The 23822-nt window shown below is 40.8% G+C and carries 22 protein-coding genes and 1 pseudogene; 10 read left to right on the plus strand and 13 right to left on the minus strand.

Translation table 11 applies throughout. From position 1 onward, the window contains the following. Positions 1-103: 103 nt before the first annotated feature. The 4 genes from NDQ71_RS05570 to NDQ71_RS05585 all read left to right on the plus strand — a co-directional run bounded on the left by NDQ71_RS05570 (position 104) and on the right by NDQ71_RS05585 (position 3406). Positions 104-601, plus strand: a complete 498-nt coding sequence (locus tag NDQ71_RS05570; protein ID WP_192542810.1) for a TlpA disulfide reductase family protein — start codon at positions 104-106, stop codon at positions 599-601. Positions 602-688: 87 nt separating this feature from the next. Then, positions 689-952 carry a GrxA family glutaredoxin gene (locus NDQ71_RS05575; protein WP_064667634.1) on the plus strand — a complete coding sequence of 88 codons (264 nt, stop codon included), beginning with the start codon at positions 689-691 and terminating at the stop codon, positions 950-952. 160 nt (positions 953-1112) lie between these two features. Continuing rightward, entirely contained in the window at positions 1113-2939 is a 1827-nt protein-coding gene (locus NDQ71_RS05580) for a DEAD/DEAH box helicase (RefSeq protein WP_192542809.1), read from the plus strand. Between the two features lie 125 nt (positions 2940-3064). Continuing rightward, on the plus strand, positions 3065-3406 hold the full coding sequence (locus NDQ71_RS05585; protein ID WP_192542808.1) for a hypothetical protein: 342 nt from the start codon (positions 3065-3067) through the stop codon (positions 3404-3406). A 96-nt stretch (positions 3407-3502) separates the two neighbouring features. Here NDQ71_RS05585 and NDQ71_RS05590 read toward each other — a convergent pair whose 3' ends face one another. From NDQ71_RS05590 to NDQ71_RS05610, 5 genes are all read right to left on the minus strand, one after another. Beyond that, the gene (locus NDQ71_RS05590) at positions 3503-4405 is read right to left on the minus strand and encodes a hypothetical protein (RefSeq protein ID WP_192532694.1); all 903 of its coding nucleotides are present in this window, start codon (positions 4403-4405) and stop codon (positions 3503-3505) included. A gap of 207 nt (positions 4406-4612) precedes the next feature. Then, entirely contained in the window at positions 4613-6172 is a 1560-nt protein-coding gene (locus tag NDQ71_RS05595; protein ID WP_192542807.1) for an AbgT family transporter, read from the minus strand. A gap of 156 nt (positions 6173-6328) precedes the next feature. Continuing rightward, a complete protein-coding gene (locus tag NDQ71_RS05600) occupies positions 6329-6604 on the minus strand; it encodes a YfcL family protein (protein WP_064667638.1) in 276 nt (91 codons plus the stop codon). Positions 6605-6606: 2 nt separating this feature from the next. Then, positions 6607-7743: an ATP-NAD kinase family protein gene (locus NDQ71_RS05605; RefSeq protein WP_192542806.1), complete on the minus strand. Its 1137-nt coding sequence runs from the start codon at positions 7741-7743 to the stop codon at positions 6607-6609. Further along, positions 7733-8287, minus strand: a complete 555-nt coding sequence (locus tag NDQ71_RS05610; protein WP_301562388.1) for an elongation factor P hydroxylase — start codon at positions 8285-8287, stop codon at positions 7733-7735. The genes NDQ71_RS05605 and NDQ71_RS05610 overlap by 11 nt, the downstream gene beginning before the upstream one ends. A 365-nt stretch (positions 8288-8652) precedes the next feature. On the opposite strand from NDQ71_RS05610, the gene NDQ71_RS05615 reads away from it, so the two are divergent. Continuing rightward, positions 8653-9252, plus strand: coding sequence for a 2'-5' RNA ligase family protein (locus NDQ71_RS05615; RefSeq protein WP_301562389.1), 600 nt, complete (start codon positions 8653-8655; stop codon positions 9250-9252). Between the two features lie 13 nt (positions 9253-9265). Here NDQ71_RS05615 and NDQ71_RS05620 read toward each other — a convergent pair whose 3' ends face one another. Both NDQ71_RS05620 and NDQ71_RS05625 read right to left on the minus strand, forming a co-directional pair. Then, positions 9266-9619: a DUF4112 domain-containing protein gene (locus tag NDQ71_RS05620; protein ID WP_192542803.1), complete on the minus strand. Its 354-nt coding sequence runs from the start codon at positions 9617-9619 to the stop codon at positions 9266-9268. A 34-nt stretch (positions 9620-9653) separates the two neighbouring features. Next, entirely contained in the window at positions 9654-10304 is a 651-nt protein-coding gene (locus NDQ71_RS05625) for a glutathione S-transferase family protein (protein ID WP_192542802.1), read from the minus strand. Between the two features lie 109 nt (positions 10305-10413). Between NDQ71_RS05625 and NDQ71_RS05630 the strand changes: the two genes are divergently transcribed. Then, positions 10414-11259 carry a LysR family transcriptional regulator gene (locus NDQ71_RS05630; RefSeq protein ID WP_192542801.1) on the plus strand — a complete coding sequence of 282 codons (846 nt, stop codon included), beginning with the start codon at positions 10414-10416 and terminating at the stop codon, positions 11257-11259. Between the two features lie 17 nt (positions 11260-11276). Here the strand turns inward: NDQ71_RS05630 and NDQ71_RS05635 are convergent, their stop codons facing one another. Beyond that, positions 11277-13277 (minus strand): winged helix-turn-helix domain-containing protein, encoded by a 2001-nt coding sequence (locus NDQ71_RS05635; RefSeq protein ID WP_192542800.1) that lies wholly within the window; start codon positions 13275-13277, stop codon positions 11277-11279. A 128-nt stretch (positions 13278-13405) separates the two neighbouring features. Here NDQ71_RS05635 and NDQ71_RS05640 point away from each other — a divergent pair, with 128 nt between their 5' ends. Continuing rightward, a complete protein-coding gene (locus NDQ71_RS05640) occupies positions 13406-15415 on the plus strand; it encodes a fused MFS/spermidine synthase (RefSeq protein WP_301562390.1) in 2010 nt (669 codons plus the stop codon). A 73-nt stretch (positions 15416-15488) separates the two neighbouring features. On the opposite strand, the gene aroC is transcribed toward NDQ71_RS05640, so the two are convergent. Together aroC and prmB are read right to left on the minus strand one after the other, a co-directional pair. Then, entirely contained in the window at positions 15489-16586 is a 1098-nt protein-coding gene (aroC, locus tag NDQ71_RS05645) for a chorismate synthase (RefSeq protein WP_301562391.1), read from the minus strand. Positions 16587-16653: 67 nt separating this feature from the next. Beyond that, entirely contained in the window at positions 16654-17589 is a 936-nt protein-coding gene (gene prmB, locus NDQ71_RS05650; RefSeq protein WP_064667648.1) for a 50S ribosomal protein L3 N(5)-glutamine methyltransferase, read from the minus strand. A gap of 147 nt (positions 17590-17736) precedes the next feature. Here prmB and smrB point away from each other — a divergent pair, with 147 nt between their 5' ends. Further along, positions 17737-18294: an endonuclease SmrB gene (smrB, locus tag NDQ71_RS05655; RefSeq protein ID WP_301562392.1), complete on the plus strand. Its 558-nt coding sequence runs from the start codon at positions 17737-17739 to the stop codon at positions 18292-18294. 36 nt (positions 18295-18330) lie between these two features. Next, entirely contained in the window at positions 18331-19254 is a 924-nt protein-coding gene (locus NDQ71_RS05660; protein ID WP_301562393.1) for an AEC family transporter, read from the plus strand. A gap of 36 nt (positions 19255-19290) precedes the next feature. On the opposite strand, the pseudogene NDQ71_RS05665 reads toward NDQ71_RS05660, so the two are convergent. The 3 genes and pseudogenes from NDQ71_RS05665 to sixA form a co-directional block, all read right to left on the minus strand. Then, positions 19291-19848: pseudogene (locus NDQ71_RS05665) on the minus strand (SDR family oxidoreductase); the annotation flags it as partial. A gap of 96 nt (positions 19849-19944) precedes the next feature. Then, entirely contained in the window at positions 19945-20295 is a 351-nt protein-coding gene (locus tag NDQ71_RS05670; protein ID WP_192542331.1) for a RidA family protein, read from the minus strand. A gap of 70 nt (positions 20296-20365) precedes the next feature. Then, positions 20366-20842, minus strand: a complete 477-nt coding sequence (gene sixA / locus NDQ71_RS05675) for a phosphohistidine phosphatase SixA (protein ID WP_192542332.1) — start codon at positions 20840-20842, stop codon at positions 20366-20368. Positions 20843-21023: 181 nt separating this feature from the next. On the opposite strand from sixA, the gene NDQ71_RS05680 reads away from it, so the two are divergent. Beyond that, positions 21024-23744, plus strand: a complete 2721-nt coding sequence (locus NDQ71_RS05680; RefSeq protein ID WP_283710400.1) for an insulinase family protein — start codon at positions 21024-21026, stop codon at positions 23742-23744. Positions 23745-23822: the final 78 nt, after the last annotated feature.

Genomic DNA, 23822 nt, shown 5'->3' on the forward strand with positions numbered 1-23822 from the left:
AAAATTTTCAAAATACACCTTTGCCTACACAATAGATAAGGCTAGAAGATTTGCATTTCAAGTCTATAACGCGTACTTAGGGAGATTAACTTTAGAGGTGTTGATGAAGAAAATAACAAGTTTATTAGTAAATATTATAATTTTGGTTGTGGTATTTTTGGTTGTTACTACTTATCAGCAACGTAATTTACTCAGCGCTGATCACAGCCCTGCGCCATATTTTAATTTACCTATGCTCAATGACAGCGACCAACGTATTGATATTGCTATGCTCAAAGGCAAAACCACCGTCGTTTATTTTTTTGCACCATGGTGCACTATTTGTCATTATAGCATGCCAAATCTAGAAGCCGCGTTACTCGATTCTGATATCAATGCAATTGGTATTGCACTTGATTATAAAAATGCACAAGAAGTTGCGCAGTTTATTAGCGAACTTAAGCTAACAATGCCCATTTTACTCGGCGATAGAAACACGCAAAGTAATTATAAAATCAGCGCCTTTCCTACTTATTATGTACTCAATGAACAACTACAAATAACCGCACGTGCAATTGGCTATTCCAGTGAATTAGGAATTAACTTGCGCTCAAGTAATTAAAAAATGGAACACGCCAATCGCTTTTTTACACTGTTTTTATTTTTTTAATTCGCTACTATAAACACACACTAAATCGAGGAGAGCGATATGTTAACTGTAATTTTTGGCCGTGAAGGCTGCCCTTTTTGTGTTCGTGCAAAAGATGTTGCTGAAAAACTAGCAAACGAACGTGATGATTTTAAATATCGCTATGTTGATATTATTAAAGAGGGTGTAAGTAAAGCCGATTTAGAACAATCAGCAGGTAAGCCTTGTCCAACTGTGCCACAAATCTTTGTAGACCAACAACACATTGGTGGTTTCACAGAGTTTGAAGCTTATGCCAAACAGAATCTTGGACTTTATCAATAAGTTCTGTATCAAATTTGTTAATCAGTTTGATTTACCCAAAATCAAACTGATTAAATTATGACCAACATCAATTACATAGAAATTAGTTGTAATTTATACAAGCATTTGCCTCGCAAATCCTATACAATGCGCGCCTCTTTAAATTCGTTGAGGCGTATTAATGTCAGAACCAGTCACGTTTGAATCTCTAAATCTTTCTCCTGCAATTTTGAAGGCAGTTGAAGAGTTGGGTTACAAGACACCATCTGAAATCCAAGCTCAATGTATACCGTTATTGCTAGAAAGAAAGGACGTACTGGGACTAGCTCAAACGGGTACAGGTAAAACAGCAGCATTTGCACTGCCATTACTTAATAATATTGACCCGTCTGTGAAGCAGCCACAGATCCTTGTTCTCACACCAACCCGTGAGCTTGCGATCCAAGTAGCTGAGGCATTCGAACAATATGCTAAACACACTCGTGGTGTTGAAGTATTGGCACTTTATGGTGGCCAAAGCTACAGCATCCAATTAAGTGCACTTCGTCGTGGCGCGCAAATTATTGTCGCAACTCCAGGTCGCTTAATCGATCACATTAACCGCGGTACAATCAAGTTCGATAGCTTACAAGCGCTTGTTCTTGATGAAGCCGATGAAATGTTACGTATGGGCTTTATCGATGATGTTGAAAACATCATGGAAAAAACACCGCGCGAAAAGCAAACATGTCTTTTCTCTGCGACTATGCCTAAGCAAATTCAAAACATCAGCAGCAAATATATGAATAACCCTGAACAGGTTCATATCTCTGCGCGTAACTCAACAGTATCATCTGTTGAACAAGTGTTTTGGAATGCAAGCGTACACAAAAATAAAGCGATTGTTCGTTTCTTAGAAGCAGAACAATACGAAGGTGCTATTGTTTTCGTACGTACACGTAACGATACAGTACAACTTGCTGAGTTATTAGAGCGCGAAGGTTTCTCTGCGGCGCCACTTAACGGTGACATGAACCAGCAAGCACGTGAACGCACTGTTGATCGCTTAAAAAGCGGCATGCTGAACATTGTTATCGCAACAGACGTTGCGGCACGTGGTCTAGATGTTGACCGTTTAAGCCTTGTTATCAACTACGACATTCCGCAAGACTCTGAAGCCTACGTTCACCGTATCGGCCGTACAGGTCGTGCTGGTCGTACTGGTAAAGCGATTCTTTTCGTAAAACATAACGAACGTTATTTACTTAAAAATATCATTCGTCATACGAATTCAGATATTGCGCAAGTTGAATTACCAACAGCTAAAATTGTTGAAGAAAAACGTATTGCTGCGTTACAAGCTAAGCTTACTATCGCGCTTGAAAACAAAGACATTACTTTCTTCAATGAAGTTGCTGCAAATATGGCGCAAAAGCTTGAACTTGCTCCTGAAGACCTAGCCGGTGCGTTACTGTGTTTAGCACAGCAACAATCACCCATTAAGGTTGAAGAAGTTAAAATTCAGCAACGTGAGCGTAGCGAACGCAATGACCGTAATCCACGTAATGATCGTGGTGACCGTGGTCGTCGTAACGAGCGCAGCGAACGCCCTGCTCGTGACCGTGATGCAAAACCTCGTGAGCGTAACAGCCGTGATGCAGGTCCTATGGATACATACCGTATCGAAGTAGGTCGTGAACATGGTGTTCAGGTTAAGAACATTGTTGGTGCAATTGCTAACGAAGCTGATATCTCAAGCAAGTTTATTGGTGACATTCGTCTTCACGACAGTCACAGTACGGTACAATTACCGCAAAACATGCCTAAAGATGTATTAGATCATTTCCAAAAAGTGTTTATTTGTAAACGCCCTATGGGTATGACACTAACACAAGCTGAAGCAGCTTCTGAGCGCCCAGAGCGCAGCGAACGCCCAGCTGGTGACAGAAAGCGCAATGACGGCCCTCGCGGTGATAAGCGCAGTGGTCCTCGTAAAGAACGTCGCCCAGTAAGCTTCACAGCTAAATAAGCAGCGTCTCTTTAATAAAAAACCTTGCCACGAAAGTGCCAAGGTTTTTTTGTTTTTAGCGCAACGTTACAGCAGTAAATCTCAGCCCTAGGCAAACCTCACTTTATTACTTGTAATAGTATGTAATGTTTAATAGTGATTTTCTCAGCTATAAAGTTTGTGGAATAAGGAATACACCTTTATTCAAATTAATACTCAGCAAACTTAAAATGGAGATTTATCATGTCAAATACACTTACTATACTTCCGAATCCAAAAACAATCTTAGTCGCGAATACCACTCCTGCGAATACAACCGCGCTTGCACTGAAGCGGAAACCTGGCAGATCTCGGAAAAGAAAGGGACTATTTCAGGTGTCGGGGTAACGGTATCCGGTGCAGGTGCTTGGGCAAAAATGTCTGGCTCGTTTGATTTTTCGATTGTAAATCTAGAAAGCTCTCGCACCTATCAAAAAATGGTGACGTAATATCCACCACTACAGAAAAAATTATAATTAGCTATGAGAAATAGAGTTGATTTTAAAATTAAAAGCTTCTGTATTTTCATACAGAAGCAAATATTACTAATACTTTCTGCAGGTCATATTAATTGTGCAGTTTTTACCATCTGAGCTACATGACGTTGATTGACTGCAAGTCATTTCTCGTCCATCTTGATAAATGCCTTCTAAAAAGTTTCGTAGATTCCTATTAAATCTGTCACCTTTATCATGATATAAGTTAAAACTTGCCATGTTATTACTTACGGTTCCTGAACCAGCAATTTCGTTACAATCTGGTCCACTCACTGCACAGATTTTGGTTGCACCACTGACAGAATTAAAAATGTGAAATTGTAATGGTTGAGCAGTTGCCTCCCCCATTTCCTGCTTAACTTGCTGCCCGTTGGAACTGTTGCGCATTATTTTATCTATTATATTAGTAACACCATCAGCTCGACCAATATACTTATCAATCAAATCTCCATCTTTATTTTTACTACCTCTTTTCTGAATAAATTGATGATCATTATAAATTTCTTCGAGTGAAGAGCTACTCTCATCCAATGGCTTATCTACATCGTATATTTCAGTACAGCCAGTCTCATCACAACAAACTTCGACTGTTGGATCGCATTTATAAATCACTTTTTGATAAAGTTTGTTTTCCATATAAGCGGTGCGAAATGCCCAAAGAATATCGCTTGTTTTTGCATCTAATGAGCTGCAATCATTCGTACAATTTGACACAAAATCATAGTCAACGTGCACTAAAGCCCCTGTTGATTTTTGACGCACCCGCTTCGCATGTACTTTATGCTCTTTATTGTCTGCATCCTTAAAATACATAACTAATACATCATAAGAGTAACTCTGTTGGCAAGTTGGGTTTGAACTTTTCAAGCTATCTAGGCAAGAGTTTGCCAGTGTAGGGGTAGGTATAAATAAGAAATATACACCAATAAGTAAAAATAGTTTTTTAATCATAATCCTTAATCCTTAATCCTTAATCCTAATAGTAGTCAACATCAATAATAGTTTAAAAAATTTTCGGAAAATACAAAGTAATGAATATTTTTTGTAAACAAAAGTAAAGAAAATGAATTTATTTAGTTTCTCATAAAATTTAAAACTAAAATAAAAGCCTCACCATTTTCATGATGAGACCCCTCTTTAAAGTTAAAACCCTAGTTATTAAGGCGCGACTGCTGGGTAGACGTAACTGGCATCTAAGCCTAGCGGTATACCAAGTGCCCAATAGCCGAGTAGAAATAAACTCCAACCGATTAAAAAGGCGATTGAATACGGCAGCATCATTGCGATAAGCGTCCCGATACCGGTGCCTTTAACATATTTTTGGCAATACACCACAACTAATGGGAAGTAAGGCATCAGTGGCGTGATGATATTTGAGCTTGAATCACCGACCCGATAAGCGGCTTGAGTTAGATCCGGTGAAATTCCCAATTGCATCAACATAGGCACAAACACAGGGCCTAACAATGCCCACTTAGCAGAGCTTGAACCAACAAATAGATTTACAAATGCGGTTAAAAATATAATCCCCACAACAGTTACTGAGCTTGGTAATGCCATGGCTTTTAACAGCTGCGCGCCTTCAATTGCCAATAACGCACCTAAGTTAGATTTACTAAAAGCTGCAATAAACAAGGCACAGAAAAACGCCATTACAATGTAATACGCCATGCCGCTCATTGCTTTACTCATGGCATCAATCATATCTTTAGAGCTTTTAAATGTGCCTACGGTAAAACCATACACAGCACCAGGGATCCAAAACAGGAGGAAAATTAGCGGCACAATTGATTGCATTAAAGGTGAACGGAAATTAGTGAGTGAGCCATCTTCGCTGCGCATTGCTGAATCTGCAGGGGCTGATACAAACGCTAATAACGCAAGACCTGCGACCATTACAGCACTTGCAATAAAAAATGCGCGTTTTTCGTCACTACGGGCATCTTCAAATGCTGGTAAGTCTTCTTTGTTACCATCCAAGTCGGTATTTTTTAAGCGTGGTTCAATAATTTTATCGGTGATATACCAGCCTAATAAAACAATAAATAAACTAGAAGCTGAGGTAAACGCCCAGTTATTAAGCGGGTTAATCGACATCGCTGGGTTGATAATTTGGGCTGCACTTTGAGTAAAGCTTTGCAGTAATGGATCGATCCCTGATGGAATAAAATTCGCACCAAAACCACCACTTACTCCAGCAAATGCGGCGGCAATACCTGCCAGGGGATGACGCCCTGCGGCATAAAAAATAACCCCAGCTAGTGGAATAACTAACACGTAACCCGCATCGGTTGCTGTATGGCTGACAATAGCAACGAGGATAATTGAAGGCGTAAGTAATTGCTTAGGCGTTACTTTAAGCATGAGCTTTAAGCCGGTATTAATAAACCCAGAGTGTTCAGCCACACCTACACCTAGCATTGCCACTAACACCACGCCCAGTGGCGCAAAGCCAGTAAAGGTTTTTACCATTGACGATAAAAAGGTGGCTAATGAGTCACTTGCTAACATATTATTGATTATGATGGCTTCGCCAGTACGCGGATCGATAGCGTCAAAATTGACACCCGATAACCACCATGACAACAACCAAATTAGTAACATGGCAAATAAAAAGATAATTGCCGGATCAGGTAGCTTGTTGCCCACCCGCTCTACAAAGTTTAAAAATCGTGCAACTAGCCCTACCGGCATTGCTGCATCATTGTTATTATTCATTTCGCTTGTTCCCTAGAATTAATACTTAGCTACATTACCGTAAATGCTGCTTTAGGTAAATTTTAAGTGAACAGAAAACATTCTTTTTAGGGACGTCATTATATCGATCGCACAAAAAAACGGCTAAAGAGCCGTTTTTTTTGCATGAACTGAGTATTAAGCCAGAGCTTTTACTTCATCCCATAATCTTACAACAAGGGCTTTATCTTCTTCATTAAGCTCGCCATTGCGATACGCTTTCACTAAGCTTTTTTCAACTGTTTCGTTTAGCTCATCAATTTCAAGGTTCAGTTCTTCAACTTGCGCATAACCTACCGCTAAATCAAAATGGCCTCGTAAATAACCACCGGCAAATAACTCATCGTCAGTGGCTTTGATCACTAAGTCATCAAAATACTGTTGGGCTGCATCAATATAATTTACTAAACTCACTTTTACTTCTCCTGTGCTTGCAGGGTATCTTGGTGACCCACAGCGTACATAACATGGTCGTTAAATCCGGTTGTTACCCGAATATAACCGCTTAATTGATCATCTAACTCGCTATCACCGGTATCGGCTATAAGCGGTCGGCCATTTAAGGCCTGTAATTTGGTTTTGGTTGCGACGACGATAATGTTGTCTTTACCGATTGCGCGGATAAGTGCAGGGCTTAATTGCTGATTACCACGGCCAAAAATATGGCCTTGCCCACCAATTAGCGTGATCACTAATTTAGTGCTGCGTTGCTCGGTGATATCTAGTAGTTGTTGTGCTGTTAGGTCTTGCGCAACTAAATTTTGATTTTCAACTAAATCAACGCCTAACAAGGTGTTTTCAAGCCCCATTTCTTGCATGATGGCCTCAACCGTTGAACCACTCCCCATCACATACAAGGTGTCTTCTTCCATTTCACTAACAACATGCGCGGCAATATCTGCCAATACCAATTCGTCAGTTTCTTTACCGCCGTTTTTAACCGCTTGTACATAACGTACTTCACTGGGTACTTGCATTTCGCCGTAGCGCTTTGCTTTTACTGTCCCTTGGCGAAACGCATTCTCATCAATATCCATCACATCCGCATCTGCTAAGGTCACTAATTCGCCTTTAACCAGCATTTCAACAACTCGACCTGCGGCTTTTGGAGTTATAGCATACACACCAGAATGAATTTTACAGCCTGCTGGAATACCAAGTACTGGCACTGTGTCTGCCACTGCGTGACATATATTACGGGCTGTACCATCGCCACCGGCAAATAAAATCAAATCAACACCCAATTGCTGTAATGCTTGAGCGGCAAGCTCAGTATCTGAACTGGTGGTCGAACGTTCGCTGTGATAAATAACCTCAGTCGTGAAACCGAGCTCTTTGGCCGTATTCTCGCCCATTGCATCATTAACAGTGTAAACACTGAGTAAGTCTTTATAAGGCAGTAACACCTCAAGTGCAGCCTTGGTGCGCAAATTAGCTTTTGGCTCAGCACCGAGCTCTATTGCTTGGTAAGCCATGCCATCACTGCCTTTAAGTGCTACGCTGCCACCTAAACCCGCCACCGGGTTTACAATTAATCCTAATTTAAACTGCATCACTAAACTCCTGAGGGTGTTGCCGTACAAACTGTGTGGCAGTTAAAGGCCATGGCGTATTATAAAAATCACTTAACGCTTTTAAAAGAGCGGTAGTACGAGGATTAAAGCCACTTTTTATTAATTGTAGAAGCTGTTGATGGACACGCTGTTGGAAGTCAAATCGACAGGTTTGCTCACCATTTAAGTTATCGACCGATACATTAAAATCAAAGCCCGCTGCAACACTCAACGCCCATTCAATGGCTTGCGGCTTTACTTCAACCACTTCAAATTCAGCTTGCTGCGCTTTATTACGACCATCTGGGCAATACCAATAACCGTAATCTTCCAATAACCTGCGCTTATCTCCCGCCACCAGCCAATGGGCTATTTCGTGTAATGCACTGGCGTAAAAGCCATGGGCAAATATAATTTGATGATAAGGCGTTTCTGCGTTTGCGGGTATGTAAATAGGCTCATCCACGCCTTTGATCAAGCGCGTGTTATGGCTTTGATAAAAGGTAGTGTCAAAAATAGAAATTAAATCGGCTATTTGATGCATAAAATTCTGTTATTTCGCCTCAAAGAAATACAACGCGTACACGCTAAAACGAGGCGAATTGTACGGGCTTTTAGCAAGAATGTAAAAGTTGATAGCGGCTAAACAGGCTGGTGTTGGTGTCTTGTTTTTATTTTGCAAAGTTATCGTCTAGTACGCACAGCCAAAAGTGACTATTCGCTGTAATCGAACTGCTTTTATTTACTGTTTAAGCAATAAGCCTTACCATCTTTGTACTTAGTAAATAAAATTCTAAAGCCATGCTGAAATTATCTGTTATAAATCGACCAAAGCTTTTACTTGTTTCTTTAATTGCCCTAATAATAAGTATTCCCCTGCCTTCATTTGCAAAGAGTGTCAGCATTAATGTGTTTGCAATTCCTTCAAAGCCCATTATTAACTTAGTTGAGCAAACCAGTGATGTATTAAAAGAACAAGGAATGATCAGTTTTTATGAAAAAGGCATGCCGGTACACGCGACCTTGTATTTAACTGACTACGCACAAGGCTCTGAAGATGCCATCAAACGTGCTGTAAAAAGTATCGCCAAGCAACATCAATCATTCCCCTTAACTGCGCAAGGGTTTAGTGTGTCGCAAAGTAATTGGGCATTTCTTAATTTACACTATTCATCAAAGCTACAACGGCTCTCAGACGAAGTAACACTGGCCATTTCACCACTACGTGATACAAATGCTGCGGTCCCTAGCTGGGTTAAACACTACCCAAATAAATTAACAGCGTTTGAGCGCTATGGTAGCCCTAATGTTTTTCAAAACTTTCAGCCCCATTTAACCTTATTAGCTAACGAAAAAAGCCCTAAACTGGCGACTGTAAATAAATATATGCAGGCCCAAGAGCCTCTGGCGCAAGGTAAAATAATCGGCATTGGCATTGGTATTTCCGACCAGTTTGGTCAGCAGCAGCAAGTGATTGCTGAGTACTTTTTTAATAACAATAAAAACTAACTTGTTTTTGTCGCTATTGCTTTGCTAAATAATTTTTCAGCAATCGGGTGTTGCGGGTATTTGCTTTAAAGTAAGCGTCAAAAATATCACCGACAAGTGGAATTAAGCCACCAAAAAAATCAATCAACATATTTATTACGATACGTAATTTTATTCGCTTACTCACTCCTAGGCGCTGGGCTTCAAATAAAATATAGCTAGATAAAATAAGCCCAGCTAGGTCTCCAACGCCTGGTAAAATACCGATCAGTGCCTCTACACCAAACTTAAATCGAGTAAAAGGGATGCCAATACTGCTGTCGGTAAAGCGACTAAACTTCTCTAACCGCTTTAAAGCAGCTTGGTGTGATAATTTAAGATCTTCCATACATCCTCATAACTTTAGCGATTAGCAAGTTAGGTTAAATAGCATCAATCCCTGCTTCATCGCAAGCCACAATATCCGTTTCTTTACTTGATTCAGTGATCCACTGTTGTAGTGTAGGGCAATTTAAAACATGCTGACAATATTGCTCTGCAGCTGTAGATAAGGATATTTGGTAAGTTTTTAATCTAAACACAACCGGTGCATACATAGCATCGGCAATACTAAATTCACCAAACAGCCAGGCATTTGGGTAACGTGCTTGTTGTATAGCAAAAATTTCATCGATGCGAGCGAGATCTTTTTTCGCCGCCGCAGATAACTCAACTTCACGCGTTGCACGAATATTCATAGGCATTTCATTACGAAGTGCCATAAAGCTTGAATGCATTTCTGCGCTTAAGCTACGGGCTGTCGCTCGCTGCGCACTATCAATCGGCCAAGCGGCATTAGATAAATAAGCATCATTGATGTATTCACAAATTGCTAGTGAATCCCATACCTGCAAGTCGCCATCAATTAAGGCTGGCACTTTTTGCACTGCAAAACTATTTTTAAGCGTGTCATAAAACTCAGGGGTATCGAGTACTAACTGCTGCTCAGCAAATTTAATATTGAATTTACTCATTAAATACCATGCTCTGAGCGACCAGGTCGAATAGTTTTTATTACCGATAAATAATTGCATTGGTGTTCCTTAGTAGTGTTTAATTACACTACTATAGAGCAGTAATAAACTAATTACTTGCCAATAGTTTTTATACAATACATAAACAAAATTGATAGGTTAGTTAACTATGGATTTAGATGCCCTACGTACTTTTTGCGCTTTTGTTGAAACAGGCAGTTTTACCCGTGCAGCGCAGCAAGTATGCCGCACCCAATCCGCAGTGAGCATGCAAATGAAAAAGCTCGAACAAGAGCTGGGTAATCCATTGTTTATCAAACAAGGCAGACAGCTTGTACTCTCTACCAGTGGCGTTCATTTAGCCAGTTATGCTAAACAATTATTAGCACTGCACGATGAAGCCTATAAGCAACTTAAAACCGGTGGCGGGCAAACCCGAGTACGTTTAGCCTGCCCAGACGATTATGCAGGCACTGTATTACCTAAAGTGGTGGCTTTATTGCATCAGCATATTACGCAACTTGATTTACAAATTAGCTGCGCTCCCACTAATCAACTCAAAGCACAGCTCGACCAAGGTTTACTTGATATAGTGATAGCAACGCGCTCGCCCAACTCTGAAGAAGGTTATTTTTTACAATCAAGTAAAGGTGTGTGGGTTAAAAGTGCCGAGTTTAACTATCAAGCTGATATGCCCTTGCCAGTTGCCATATTTCAACGTGATTGTAAATTTCATCAAGCAGCTGTTGAAGGGCTATTAAAAGCTGAACGCCAATTCAATATTATTGCTTGCTGCGGCTCAGTAAGCGCACTTACTGCACTGGTTAAAGCTAACTTAGCCGTAGGTGTATTGGCTGAGGTAAGTAATACCCAGGAGCTGGTGCTGGTTACTGACTCAACTCTGCCGCCCTTGCCCGTTATTGATATCGTGCTATTGCATGCAAATCATACTCATAACCCAATCAAACGAGAATTAGTAAAGCTAATTGCAGCAGACTATGCACTTACCTTCTGAACCTCAGTGTTTAAAGACTATCGCAGCCTTACCAAGGTGCGCGTTCTTTTTGGCTCAGTAAGATATAAAAACTGCGTACTATCGTGCGAGGCATTAATTAGCATATTGCCCTTTTCATTTGCTATATGCCTTATTTCTGAGCGGGCAGTTTGTAAATTAAGCTGATTGAGCTGATAGCCCGCTTCTTGCTCTAAGGTAATGTTCAATATTTGCTCATCGACCGCTAGACCAATAATATCGTGGTGATCAGTGCGCCATACTTGTGCAAACTTGCCATCTTGATCAAGCCGAAACACCTGTTTGTTGTTAGAAAAGTAAATCTGATCGTGTTTATCTAAAGCCATTGCATAACAAGCCAATCGCTCTCCTTGGCCTGTGAATGGTGTTAAGCTTAATGTTTGTAAGTCTAATTTTGCTGGGTGAAATGTAACGCCATCATCAGCCCGGTATGAGACCAAGATCGCCTCTTCATTATAAAACTTCTCTCTGAGGTAAAACGAATGATGGGGATGAGCCACTTCTTGATAATCACCTGTATTTAAATCAATTCGAAACAGTTTGTCTTTACTTGCGGTGATCACCTCTTCGCCATTTTTTGACCAAATAACCCCAAACAACTCTTCGTTATTAGGGTTTGCAAAAATCAGCGTTTGTGTACCCTTATCATATAAAAACAGCTGTTTTAAACCAAAGCGATGGGATTCAAAAACAAACCTCGATGAATCGGGCGAGAATACCGGTAAAAAATCCACCGAAGAGGTATCGACTAGTTTTTCATACTGCTGCGGTGCTGTATTTGTTGCCCGAATAATATCCACATCAATATTAACAAGCTCCATTAAGATTTCCTCACCAGAGGGCGTGAAGGCGGCATCGCGAATAATTTGATAGTTATTAAAGGCGATATCCGTTGAGTTACCTAGGCGATCAATGAGCAGTAAATTATTTCTTTTACTTAACAATAAATGCTCTCCATTAGGATGCCAACTAAGCCCTAGTATGCCATCTTCAACAGTAGCAATCGTTGCAGTACTAGCATCAGCCAGAGTAAGTAACTCAATTCGATACTGATTTTGCCCCGCCTCATAGCCCAGCGCTAACTGTGTTTGATCTGGCGATAACGCATGTAACAGCAACCAATCTTGGCCAACTGAGGGTTTAATTACCTGCTTTTGTTTCGTTTCTAAACTGACAACTGATAGCTGCGTAGCGTTATCGGCTTTTCGCCGTTCAATAAAATAAATCTGATTGCTATTCGTCCACTGTACTTGCTGACTGGTAACTACATATTCTTCGAATTCAATTACCTTGGCGTAATTTAAACTCGTTAAATTAACCAAATCCAAATTAAAATATGCAAGCTGACTGGTGTTATTTTGTTTATTAATAAACGCAAGCGCCCGATCGTCAGGGCTCCAACCTAAGCCATAATAAGTCGATGGATTTTCTGACAGTGGTACTTCTTTTCCCGTTGTTAACTCTTTTAACCAAATTTGCTGATGACCTTCATCACCGCGTACAAATGCTAAATACTTGCCGTTATGTGATTGCGATTGGTAGGATTCATTTTCTTCATGAGACGTGACCGGCACCAGCACGGAGAAGTCAGTTTTAACAGCCTGCGTTGCAAAAGCGAACCAACCACCGACTAAACATACGATTGTCACCGCAATAAAAACCAACAGAGGCCATTTTACTGTCTGCGAATTTTCTTCTTCATTAAGTTCAAGGCAGTAGCCCCGTTTTGGGTGAGTAATAATATATTGTGGTTTTTTAGAGTCTTCTTTTAATGCCTTTCGCAGCAGGGCAATACTGCGTTGCACATTACTCGGGCTAAACACTGAATTTGGCCACACAGCGGCAAAAATGTCTTCTTGGCTAACCACATTGCCTCTGTGAGAGTAAAGAAATTGCAGCACAGCCATGACTTTAGGTTCGACAATTTGCACGCCTTCAGCAGATGAAACTTTACCACGGCTGGCATCGACAGCAAAACGCCCTATTCGAAATTGACCCACTTAACAATCCAATAAGTTTTTATAAATCAAAGATTAAGGTTTTCTTAAGATAAATTCAAGGGTTATTACATTGCCCTGTAAATTAACTCGCAGAATGATTAGCCATCGTTTAATAATGAACTAAAAAGATGCAACGTATTCTATCCACATTAATCATTTTTGTAAGCGCGTTTTTACTATTTCAAATTCAGCCTATCCTCTCAAAAGAATTACTTCCCATGTTTGGTGGTGGCGCTTCAGTTTGGTCTAGTAGTATGCTTTTTTATCAAACTATGCTGTTAGTAGGCTATTTATATGCTCACCTATTGAGCCGCTATCCACTCAAACGACAATTACTCATTCACACGCTACTCGTTGTTTTATCAAGTATGATCACGTTTAACAAACTTGAACTCGGCTCCTTTTTTATACTGACACCTGCTTGGTCAGTCATTGCCAATTTATTCTCTCAAATTGGTTTGGTTTTTATGTTGCTCTCGGCGACGAGTGTACTCATGCAGCGTTGGTATATTGAATCGACCGATATGGCTGTGCCGTATCATTGGTATTCGTTTTCTAATCTAGGGTCATTGCTTGCCTTAATGAGCTACCCATTTATTTTTGAAGTGCTGTTTTCATTAGATGAACAAAAAAACTATTGGTCCATAGGCTTATTTGCTCACTGTTTTTTATTACTCACACTCGTTGCTGTACTATTTAAAAATAGTCATACTAACCAAAAACCAGTAACACCGCCAAAAACCATACGCTGGGTAAAACCAAATTATTTATGGATTGTGTTATCCGCAACAAGCTCAATCATGCTTATTGCGACAACACAAATGATCAGTACTAATATTCCACCTATGCCACTTGTGTGGACCTTACCATTAGCAATTTATTTACTGACCTTTGCTTACACTTTTGCATCAGCAAAAAACTACTGCCGTACTCATTGGCTATACTTATTATTGTTCGCAGCATTTGCTGGGCTGATCATGTTTTTCCTCGGTAGCCAGTTTAATGCTTTAGCTCAGCTTTTAATGTATAGCTTTATTTTATTGATTGTTTGTATGGTCTGTCACGGTGAACTTCGTAAACTCGCTCCAACAGAGTCATTACTTACCACATTTTACCTATACATCGCGCTTGGTGGGGCTATTGGCAGTTTACTCAGTACCTTACTCGCACCGCTACTGTTTGCGCAAATAACGGAGTATATTGTCGCGTTAGCTGCTGTACTTGCACTGGCTAGCTATATTCAGTTTACACAATGCAAGCAGCCATCAGCGCTATTCAAAATAAACCTACTTACTGTTGTCGCTATTTGGGGTGGCTGCTATGTCTATCTTTTTCTGAGCTTTAATCAATACAATTTAGCATCAGAGAGAAATTTTTATGGCTATGTGACCGTTAAAGACATTAACACCGCGACTCTTGCTGAGAGACGTTTAATCGATGGCACAACCATTCACGGCTCTGAGCCACTTAATCCTCAAGATGAGCTCACAAATAGTTATTACCATCAACATACTGGGGTTGCAAAATCACTGGCAATTCTGAAACAACAAGGCAATTTAAACATTGGTATTGTCGGCTTAGGGGCCGGTGTATTAGCAAAGTTTGGCGATCAACATGATAAAATCCGCTTTTATGAGCTAAACCCTGCGGTGTATAGCATGGCGCTAAATTATTTTTCATATTTAAAAGATAGCCCTGCACAAATTGAGGTTGCCATTGGCGACGGTAGAATAACCTTAACGGAAGAAGTAAAAAATAAAGCACCATTGATGAATGCACTGATCATTGATGCCTTTTCTAGTGATGTAATTCCAACTCACTTACTAACAGAGGAAGCATTTGCAGTTTATTGGCAACGTTTAACACAGGATGGTTTATTGATCCTGCATATATCCAATAACCATATAGATTTAATGCCAGTACTTAAAGCCCATAGTAAGCGCTTTGATAAGTCTCTGATCAAATTTAAATATACTGGCACACAGCTAGGCTCTGAATGGGTCGTAATGACTAATAACCAAGCATTTTTAAATTCGATTACGCTTAGTGACTTATCCCCTATTACAGCTTATTCAACAGCACCTTTAGCTCAGTGGACTGATCAAAAACATAGCCTTATTCCACTTATAAAACTTTAATCTTGTATTTTATAACCACAAAAAAGCGCGACATAATATCGCGCTTTCAATTAATGCATCAAAGCTCAAATAATTAAATTGAGCCTTTAATTGGCCCATGCTCATGATGAACATGCGGGTTTTGCCCGCGTTGGCGCAATAAATGGTCCATTAAGGTAATCGCCATCATGGCTTCGGCAATGGGGATTGCGCGAATGCCCACACAGGGATCGTGACGACCCTTAGTGATCATTTCCACCGCTTCGTTTTCAGTATTAATACTGTTACCTGGGATGGTAATACTCGATGTCGGTTTGAGTGCTATTGAAGCAATAATATCTTGCCCTGTAGAAATACCTGCCAATACGCCACCCGCATGATTTGAAGTAAAACCATCAGGTGTTAACTCGTCGCGATGCTCTGAGCCTTTTTGTTCGACCACATCAAAGCCATCGCCAATCTCAACACCTTTAACCGCGTTAATGCTCATTAGTGAATGTGCAAGTTCAGCGTCAAGCCTATCAAATACCGGTTCACCTAACCCAACAGGTACATTTTTAGCCACTACTTTTACTTTCGCACCGACTGAGTCACCTTGCTTTTTAAGGTCACGCATATAGTCGTCAAGGGCTTCAAGCTTGCTAGCATCAGGGAAGAAAAATAAATTGTTTTCAACTTCATCCCAATCGTAACTTTGTGCTTTAATTGGTCCTAACTGACTTAAACACGCACGTACTTCAATACCATGAAATTGTTTTAGGTATTTTTTGGCAATCGCACCTGCGGCTACACGTATTGCGGTTTCACGGGCAGATGAACGGCCACCACCGCGATAATCACGCAATCCGTATTTATGCCAATAGGTATAATCGCCATGCCCTGGACGAAAAACGTCTTTAATTTTGCCGTAATCTTTTGAGCGTTGATCGGTATTTTCAATCAATAAACCAATGCTGGTGCCTGTGGTTTTACCCTCAAATACACCAGAGAGAATTTTTATTTGATCGTCTTCGCGGCGCTGCGTGGTATAACGACTTTGCCCTGGCTTGCGACGATCTAAATCGATTTGTAAATCGGCCTCGGTGATTTCAAGACCTGCGGGCGTACCATCCACAACACCGCCGAGGGCGACGCCGTGGCTTTCGCCAAAGGTGGACACTTTAAATAACTGCCCAATACTATTACCTGCCATTAACTTTCCTCATTCCTAATGACTACTAAGTACCGAGCCTAAGGCTCGGCTTTAATTCTTGCTGTGACTAATCTGCGAAGTATTCAACCAACTGCTTTTTGCTGATCACAAATACGCCAAATCCACCTTGCTCAAATTCAACCCATTCAAAAGGCGCATTTGGATAAAGGGCATCCATGTGTACCATAGAATTACCAACTTCGACAAATAACAAACCGTTATCAGTTAGATGATCAGCCGCTTCACTCAAAATAGTACGGGTTACATCAAGACCATCATGGCCTGATGCTAAACCAAGCTCTGGCTCATGGTGGAACTCACGCGGTAAATCAGCCATGTCTTCGGCGTCTACATACGGAGGATTTGCCACGATCAGGTCATATTTTTGCCCGGGTACACCGCTGAATACGTCAGATTGAATAGGTAATACACGGTCACTTAACTGATAATCAGTGATATTGATATCAGCCACTTCGAGTGCTTCATAAGAAATATCAACAGCATCAACCTGCGCTTCTGCAAAAGTTTGTGCTAATGCAATGGCAATACAACCAGAGCCGGTACATAAGTCTAGAATACGAGTTACCGATTCAGGCTCAGCTAACCAAGGTGAAAAACGATTATGTATTAGCTCAGCAAAGGGTGAACGTGGGATCAATACGCGCTCATCGACATAAAATGGCATATTGGCAAACCATGCAATATTGGTTAAGTAAGGTACTGGCGTGAAATCGTTAATACGCTCTGCGATTAAGCCCGCAAGGCGATTCTTCTCAGTGCTAGTTAGCCTTGCATGCATTAATTCTTTTGGTGCATCAATGGGTAAGCTTAACGCGGGCAGTAATAGACTTACCGCTTCATCCCATGCATTATCAGTACCGTGACCAAAGAAAATACCACTGCTGGCAAACTGGCTAGTTGTCCAACGAAGCCAATCGTGTAACGTTGACAGTTCTGCTACAGCTTCATCTAAGGTTGCTTCTTCTATTAATAATTCGCTCATGTTCGTTATCTACCTGCTGCTTTAGAAAATATCAATTCAATCGAGGCGCAATTAAGGCCCCATGATTGCCCTATTGTAACGCTTTTTCACACAGTTTTTACTCTGTTTTATCTCGATTTTTAGCGTTTTTTTGTTTAGACTGCCGCTATGAAAAAAGATCCTCTCTCAAACGCAGATATTAGCCCTGACGACATCGATATGTTTCGTCAAAGTATTAATGGTGCCCGTATATTTAAACAAGACACGCATCGCTTTGCTAATAAGCCTAAAATCTCACAAGCTAAGCTGTTTGCCCAGCAAAAAAAACAACATCAGGCAGAATTTTTCTTTTCTGATGAATATGTGCCAGATATTGATACCAACGGTACGGTTAATTATGTGCGAGAAGGCGAAGATCGCTTTTTAGCAAAGCAATTACGCCGAGGTGACTTTATCCCTGATTTAACTCTTGATTTACATGGTTTAAATAAGGAATTGGCAAAAGATGAACTTGCTGGACTGATCCATGAATGCAAAAAAAAGCACTATTACTGTGCCTGTATAATACATGGTATTGGTGGCCATATCCTCAGACACAAAGTGCCGCAATATTTAGTACAGCATCCCGATGTTATTGCGATACACCAAGCGCCGCTTGAATACGGTGGTAAAGGTGCAGTACTTATTTTAATAAACTTACCACAAAGTGATGAATTTAGACGCTAAGCGTTAACGTTATCCCTATTTCAAGGCAACAGTGCAGTGCATATTTTCTCTATCATCTTTCCGCTGATTTTCATTGTTGCGCTTGGTTTTAGTTGTTGTAAATTAAAGTTTTTTCAGCAACAACATATAGCTGGACTCAGTAAATTTACTTTTTACATTAGCCTACCGGCATTTTTGTTGTTAAATATGTCGCAAATCGATTTACAGCAAAGTATTAGTTTATCGGCCTTTCTGAGTTTTTATATTCCTGTACTGTGCATATTTGCCTTAGGTATTTTGGTTGACCGCTTTTATTTAGCGAAACAAAAGAACTATCAGCAACACAGTGTGTTTGGCTTAGCAGCAAGTTACTCAAACATGGTGTTGGTGGGCATTCCTATCATCATCGCCTCGCTTGGCAAAGAAATGATCGCCATCGCTTTTATGATCATTACCTTTCATAGCACATTGCTGTTTGCACTCACATTTTTAATCGGTGCAAAAGGCAGCCAACATGCTTTTTCATGGTCAAATTTTGCGAAAAGTATGGTACTGAATCCGATTGTGTTGAGCATCGGCTGCGGGTTAGCTTTAAATGTCTTAGGGATTAAATTATTTACCAATTTAGCCAATAGTTTAGAGCTATTAGCAACCCCCGCTATTGCCTGCGCGTTATTTGTACTTGGTGCAAACCTGGCATTTTATAAAATTGCAGCAAACTGGCAACCAGCATTAGTAGCCTCGCTGTTAAAGATATTTTTGCTGCCAGCGTCTGTGCTGTTAATTGGTAGTTATGTATTTGCGTTAGAAACACAAATATTGACGGTATTGGTATTACTCAGCGCCTCTCCGGTAGGCGTAAACGCTTACCTTATTGCCTGCCAAGTAGGCCAACATCAAGTGACCCTTGCAAGCGCTGTGGTGTTATCTACGGTGCTGAGTGTAATTAGTTTTACATTTTGGTTAGCAATACTGTTGTGATCTATTACCCGTTAAAGCGGTCGTTAGCATGCAATCTTACAAACCGCCAGCAACATCGATAAAGCTACCTGTTGTAAACGAAGCTTGCGCTGAGGCTAAGAAGTAAATGGCAGCGGCAACTTCTTCTGGTGTACCACCTCGCCCTAGTGGTAAGTTCGATTTTAATCTATCAACTCGCCCCGCTTCGCCGCCATCACGGTGCATATCGGTGTAAATTAATCCAGGCCGTACTGAGTTAACGCGAATACCTAACTTAGCCACTTCTTTAGCTAAGCCAATTGTTAAAGTATCCATTGCCCCTTTAGAGGCGGCGTAGTCGATATACTCATTCGGCGAGCCTGTTTTAGCAGCCCCCGATGAAACATTCACGATACTGCCGCCACTGTGCATGCGCTTAATCGCTTCTCGCGCACATAAAAAAGCGCTCGTTACATTGGTTGTTAGCACTTCATTTATACGCGTGGCATCCATCTCAAGCAATGGCATTTGCGGCTTTAAAATACCGGCATTATTTATAAGCACGTCTAATTTGCCAAATAACTCGTCTACTTTTGCAAATAAAGCCAACACTTGCGTTTCTTCAGACACATCAGCTTAAACTGCTCACACACCAAAGGCATTTCAGGATGACATTGATAACCACTGCCTTCGAGCTCTCGCTGATAATAATCCCAATGCACACGCTGTCTATTACTTAACGGCTGCGACAACGGAAATCTCAACTAATAAGGCATCGCGTGCCATTTTAGCTTCAACACAGGCGCGTGCTGGTGCATGCCCCTCAGGCACCCAGGCATCCCATACCGCATTCATATCAGCAAAATATTCCATGCTTCTTACGTAAATAGTGGCACTGAGCATATGCTCTTTAGAACTACCCGCTTCGGTAAGTAATAGCTCGACTTTATCAAGCATAGTTTGCGTTTGTTCGGTGATGTTTTTTTCTGCGTCAGCACACACTTGGCCGCATAAATACACGGTGCCATTGTGCTTAACGATACGGCTCATTCGCGCACCTGTTTGCAGGCGTTCAATTGTCATAGTAAGTCTCAACTAAATTAATGTGGCGCTAATTTAGCAAATTTAAAAATCAACGCAAGGTTGGACAGTACTAAACTTCAACGTTATTAGGTGCATGAATACTGAGGTATTGGCTTTTTTGATTGTTTTCGTCGTAACTTATCACCGCAACGGCGCCAGTATTAAAGATAGGCATATTTCCGGCACTTAGTTGATCAACTAAATAACTCACAATTGGCATATGTGCCACCACTAACCAAGTATCACATTCAGGGTGCATGGCTATTAGGGTTTCTAAATAGTCCCCTGCAATTTGTGGATTGCCTTCTGGTACTATGTCCGCGCAGGTTTCTTCAAATAAAAATGCATTGTGCTTTTTTACACCCGCAGCCGTTTGTTGAGCACGAATGTAAGGACTCACCAACAAAGCGTTTGGTGCATGGCTTGCTTGCAACCATAAACCCATTTTTTCAGCCTGTTGCTGGCCAACCGAGGTCAAATTTCTACTTGCATCGTCAGCTTGCATTGGAGTCGCTTCGCCGTGGCGCATTATTAGGATTGTTTTCATAAAAAATCAACCAATTAAAGAATATAAAACAGTAGCCAGTTTGCCTATTTGTCCGCTATATTAATACAACGTCATACATTTTCGCTTATGGTATTCAGGTAGAAATCGCTAAGCAATTTAACCGCAGCCCTGAAGCTATCATTGTTGTTAACGAGTAAACTTAACGTTTCAGGAGCATCATTTGAATATCAGCCGCAATGATAACAGAACCTACCGTGCCCTTACACTGGACAATGGTCTAAAAGTACTGTTAGTGCAAGATAAAGATTCAACTAAAGCCGCCGCATCGATGGCTGTCAATGCCGGACACTTTGACGATCCGCTTGACAGGCAAGGGCTAGCGCACTTTTTAGAGCACATGCTCTTTTTAGGAACAGATCAGTTTCCTGAATCGGGTGGCTTTGGCAATTTTGTTTCCCAAGCAGGCGGTAATACCAATGCGTGGACAGGCACTGAACACACCTGTTATTTCTTTGATATTAACAATCAAGAATTTAAGCAGGCACTAAAGCAATTCAGTCGCTTTTTCATTGCCCCTTTGCTCAGCCCTGCCGAAACAGAAAAAGAACGAAATGCCATTGATGCGGAATTTAAATTAAAAATAAAAGATGATGGCCGCCGGATTTACCAAGCGCATAAAGAAACCGTTAACCCAGCCCACCCTTTTGCAAAATTCTCCGTGGGCAATCAGCAAACTTTGGCCGATCGTGATGGCTGTGTGAGCAAAGAGTTACGTCGCTTTTTTGACGAGCATTATCAAGCACAGTGGATGAGCTTAGTGATCTGCTCCGACGCAGCCATAGACACGATGGCGCAATGGGTCTACACCCTGTTTAGCGACATTAAAGGTCAACCACAAGCAAAGCCCGTTATTGCCGCATCGCTATATCGTTCACAAGATCTTTGTAAAGTGCTGCATATAGAGCCACATAAGCACATGCAAAAACTCATTGTTAGTTTTGCAATGCCAAATATTGATGAGTTCTATCGCCATAAAACAGTGAGTTTTATTGCCCACTTATTAGGTTACGAAGGGCAAGGCTCGCTGTATTCTATTTTAAAAGCGCAAGGATGGATCAATGCCCTCTCTGCGGGTGGTGGCATTAACGGCAGTAATTTTAAAGATTTTAATATCAGCATGGCATTGACCGACGAAGGCATTGAATATTATGAAGACATTGTGGAAATGGTGTTTGAGTATATTTGTTTAATTAATCAAAACATCGATAAGTTGCCACGCTTATATCAAGATAAAAAAAATCTGTTGCAAATTGCCTTTGATAACCAAGAAAAAGCACGATTGATCGATTGGGTTAGTAACCTAAGTATTAATATGCAGCACTATGATGAAGCCAATTATGTGCAAGGTGACTACCTGATGGATGGCTTTAATCAAACCGCGCACCAAACCGCAATGCAATGGTTAACCCCACATAATATGCGCTTAGTGTTGATCCACCCAGACGTTGAGCCTGAACATACCACTCAGTGGTACCATACACCTTATCGGATCGAAAGCATTTCGAGCTGCTGGCTTGAAGCATTATGTGAAATTAATACCCCATTACCGGAAATGCTGCTGCCCACTGCCAACCCTTATTTGAGTAAAGAAGTGTCGCTGTATGATGTTGAGCAACCGCAGTCAAAGCCACGACTGTTAGTAAAAGAGCCGGGCTTTGATTTTTGGTTCAAGCAAGACAACACTTTTCGAGTTGCCAAAGGTCATTTTTATTTAGCAATGGACTCAGATTTTGCCGTTAAAGATATTAAACATATGGCACTGACGCGGTTATTTGCCGATTTATTTATGGACAGTGTCGCAGAGCAGTTTTACCCAGCAGAATTAGCCGGTTTAAGTTACCATTTAACGTCACATCAAGGTGGCTTAACTTTACACACTGCAGGGCTTTCATCAAGCCAGTTAGAATTAGTTAATGAGTTGCTTGAAGCTTTATTTAATGTCGATATTTGCGCCAAACGGTTTGCTGAGTATAAAAAACAGTTAGTCCGTCATTGGCGTAACAGTAATCAAAATAAACCCGTTGGCGAATTATTTAGTGTGCTTGGTGCAAAAATAATGCCCTGGAATCCTGAACCAGAACAACTTGCTGTTGCACTTAAAGATACTAGTTTTCATCAGTTTAATTGTTTTCGTCGTGAATTTTTTAATGCCTTGCATGTGGAATCATTTTTACATGGTAATTGGCGCGAAAGTGATGCAATAGAGTTTCAAAAGAAAGTGGCTCACCATTTAGCCAAATCAGCCACTATCGAAGATTTGACGCGACCATTGTTTGAAATTGACCAAATTACTCGCTCACAACTAAGCCTTAATTGTAACGATTATGCGATGGTGATTTATTATCAAGCACAAACCGATGACGTTATTGAAAAAGTTAAAATGATGGCGCTCAATCATCTTATTAATCAAGACTACTTTAACGAGTTACGAACCAAACAACAGTTAGGCTATTTAGTGGGTGCCGGTTATGCACCTTTTAACACCCGCGCTGGGATTGCGTTTTATGTGCAATCACCAAATTATTCAGCAACCGCGCTACTTGAACGTCACAATGCATTTATTGAACACTATCTTGGCTCATTACAACAACTCGACGAAGACCAATGGCAGCAACAAAAGCATGGTTTAATCACTCATATTGCCGAAAAAGATAAAAATTTACGGCTGCGTTCACAACGCTTATGGCTTGCAATTGGTAATCAAGATCATCATTTTCATATGCAACAAAAACTGCTAGCGGCACTAGAGGATCTCAGTTTAGAGCAAATAATCTCCTATATTCGCCAGACTTTTTCTGAAGAAAGGCCAAGATATGAGCTAACGAGCGAGCCGAAAACAACTAAGTCAAAGAAAACAATGCTTTCTTCGCAATCTCTTTGACACAACCGCGCGCTTCAATTAGATTATCAGGTGCAAAAAACAGAAGTGCATAATGATAATAAAAAAAATAATAACTAA

It is taken from the genome of Pseudoalteromonas sp. KG3 (genome assembly GCF_030436385.1).
GTDB lineage: Bacteria > Pseudomonadota > Gammaproteobacteria > Enterobacterales > Alteromonadaceae > Pseudoalteromonas > Pseudoalteromonas prydzensis.

What these genes read in the sequence shown, in the direction of transcription:
- NDQ71_RS05630 (WP_192542801.1), top strand. Translation starts at nt 10,414, where the DNA reads ATGGATTTAGATGCCCTACGTACTTTTTGCGCTTTTGTTGAAACAGGC.
- NDQ71_RS05595 (WP_192542807.1), bottom strand. Translation starts at nt 6,172, where the DNA reads ATGAATAATAACAATGATGCAGCAATGCCGGTAGGGCTAGTTGCACGA.
- NDQ71_RS05570 (WP_192542810.1), top strand. Translation starts at nt 104, where the DNA reads ATGAAGAAAATAACAAGTTTATTAGTAAATATTATAATTTTGGTTGTG.
- NDQ71_RS05605 (WP_192542806.1), bottom strand. Translation starts at nt 7,743, where the DNA reads ATGCAGTTTAAATTAGGATTAATTGTAAACCCGGTGGCGGGTTTAGGT.
- smrB (WP_301562392.1), top strand. Translation starts at nt 17,737, where the DNA reads ATGAAAAAAGATCCTCTCTCAAACGCAGATATTAGCCCTGACGACATC.
- NDQ71_RS05640 (WP_301562390.1), top strand. Translation starts at nt 13,406, where the DNA reads ATGCAACGTATTCTATCCACATTAATCATTTTTGTAAGCGCGTTTTTA.
- NDQ71_RS05590 (WP_192532694.1), bottom strand. Translation starts at nt 4,405, where the DNA reads ATGATTAAAAAACTATTTTTACTTATTGGTGTATATTTCTTATTTATA.
- NDQ71_RS05610 (WP_301562388.1), bottom strand. Translation starts at nt 8,287, where the DNA reads ATGCATCAAATAGCCGATTTAATTTCTATTTTTGACACTACCTTTTAT.
- NDQ71_RS05625 (WP_192542802.1), bottom strand. Translation starts at nt 10,304, where the DNA reads ATGCAATTATTTATCGGTAATAAAAACTATTCGACCTGGTCGCTCAGA.
- NDQ71_RS05620 (WP_192542803.1), bottom strand. Translation starts at nt 9,619, where the DNA reads ATGGAAGATCTTAAATTATCACACCAAGCTGCTTTAAAGCGGTTAGAG.
- NDQ71_RS05670 (WP_192542331.1), bottom strand. Translation starts at nt 20,295, where the DNA reads ATGACAATTGAACGCCTGCAAACAGGTGCGCGAATGAGCCGTATCGTT.
- prmB (WP_064667648.1), bottom strand. Translation starts at nt 17,589, where the DNA reads ATGAGCGAATTATTAATAGAAGAAGCAACCTTAGATGAAGCTGTAGCA.
- NDQ71_RS05575 (WP_064667634.1), top strand. Translation starts at nt 689, where the DNA reads ATGTTAACTGTAATTTTTGGCCGTGAAGGCTGCCCTTTTTGTGTTCGT.
- aroC (WP_301562391.1), bottom strand. Translation starts at nt 16,586, where the DNA reads ATGGCAGGTAATAGTATTGGGCAGTTATTTAAAGTGTCCACCTTTGGC.
- sixA (WP_192542332.1), bottom strand. Translation starts at nt 20,842, where the DNA reads ATGAAAACAATCCTAATAATGCGCCACGGCGAAGCGACTCCAATGCAA.
- NDQ71_RS05585 (WP_192542808.1), top strand. Translation starts at nt 3,065, where the DNA reads ATGTTTAATAGTGATTTTCTCAGCTATAAAGTTTGTGGAATAAGGAAT.
- NDQ71_RS05580 (WP_192542809.1), top strand. Translation starts at nt 1,113, where the DNA reads ATGTCAGAACCAGTCACGTTTGAATCTCTAAATCTTTCTCCTGCAATT.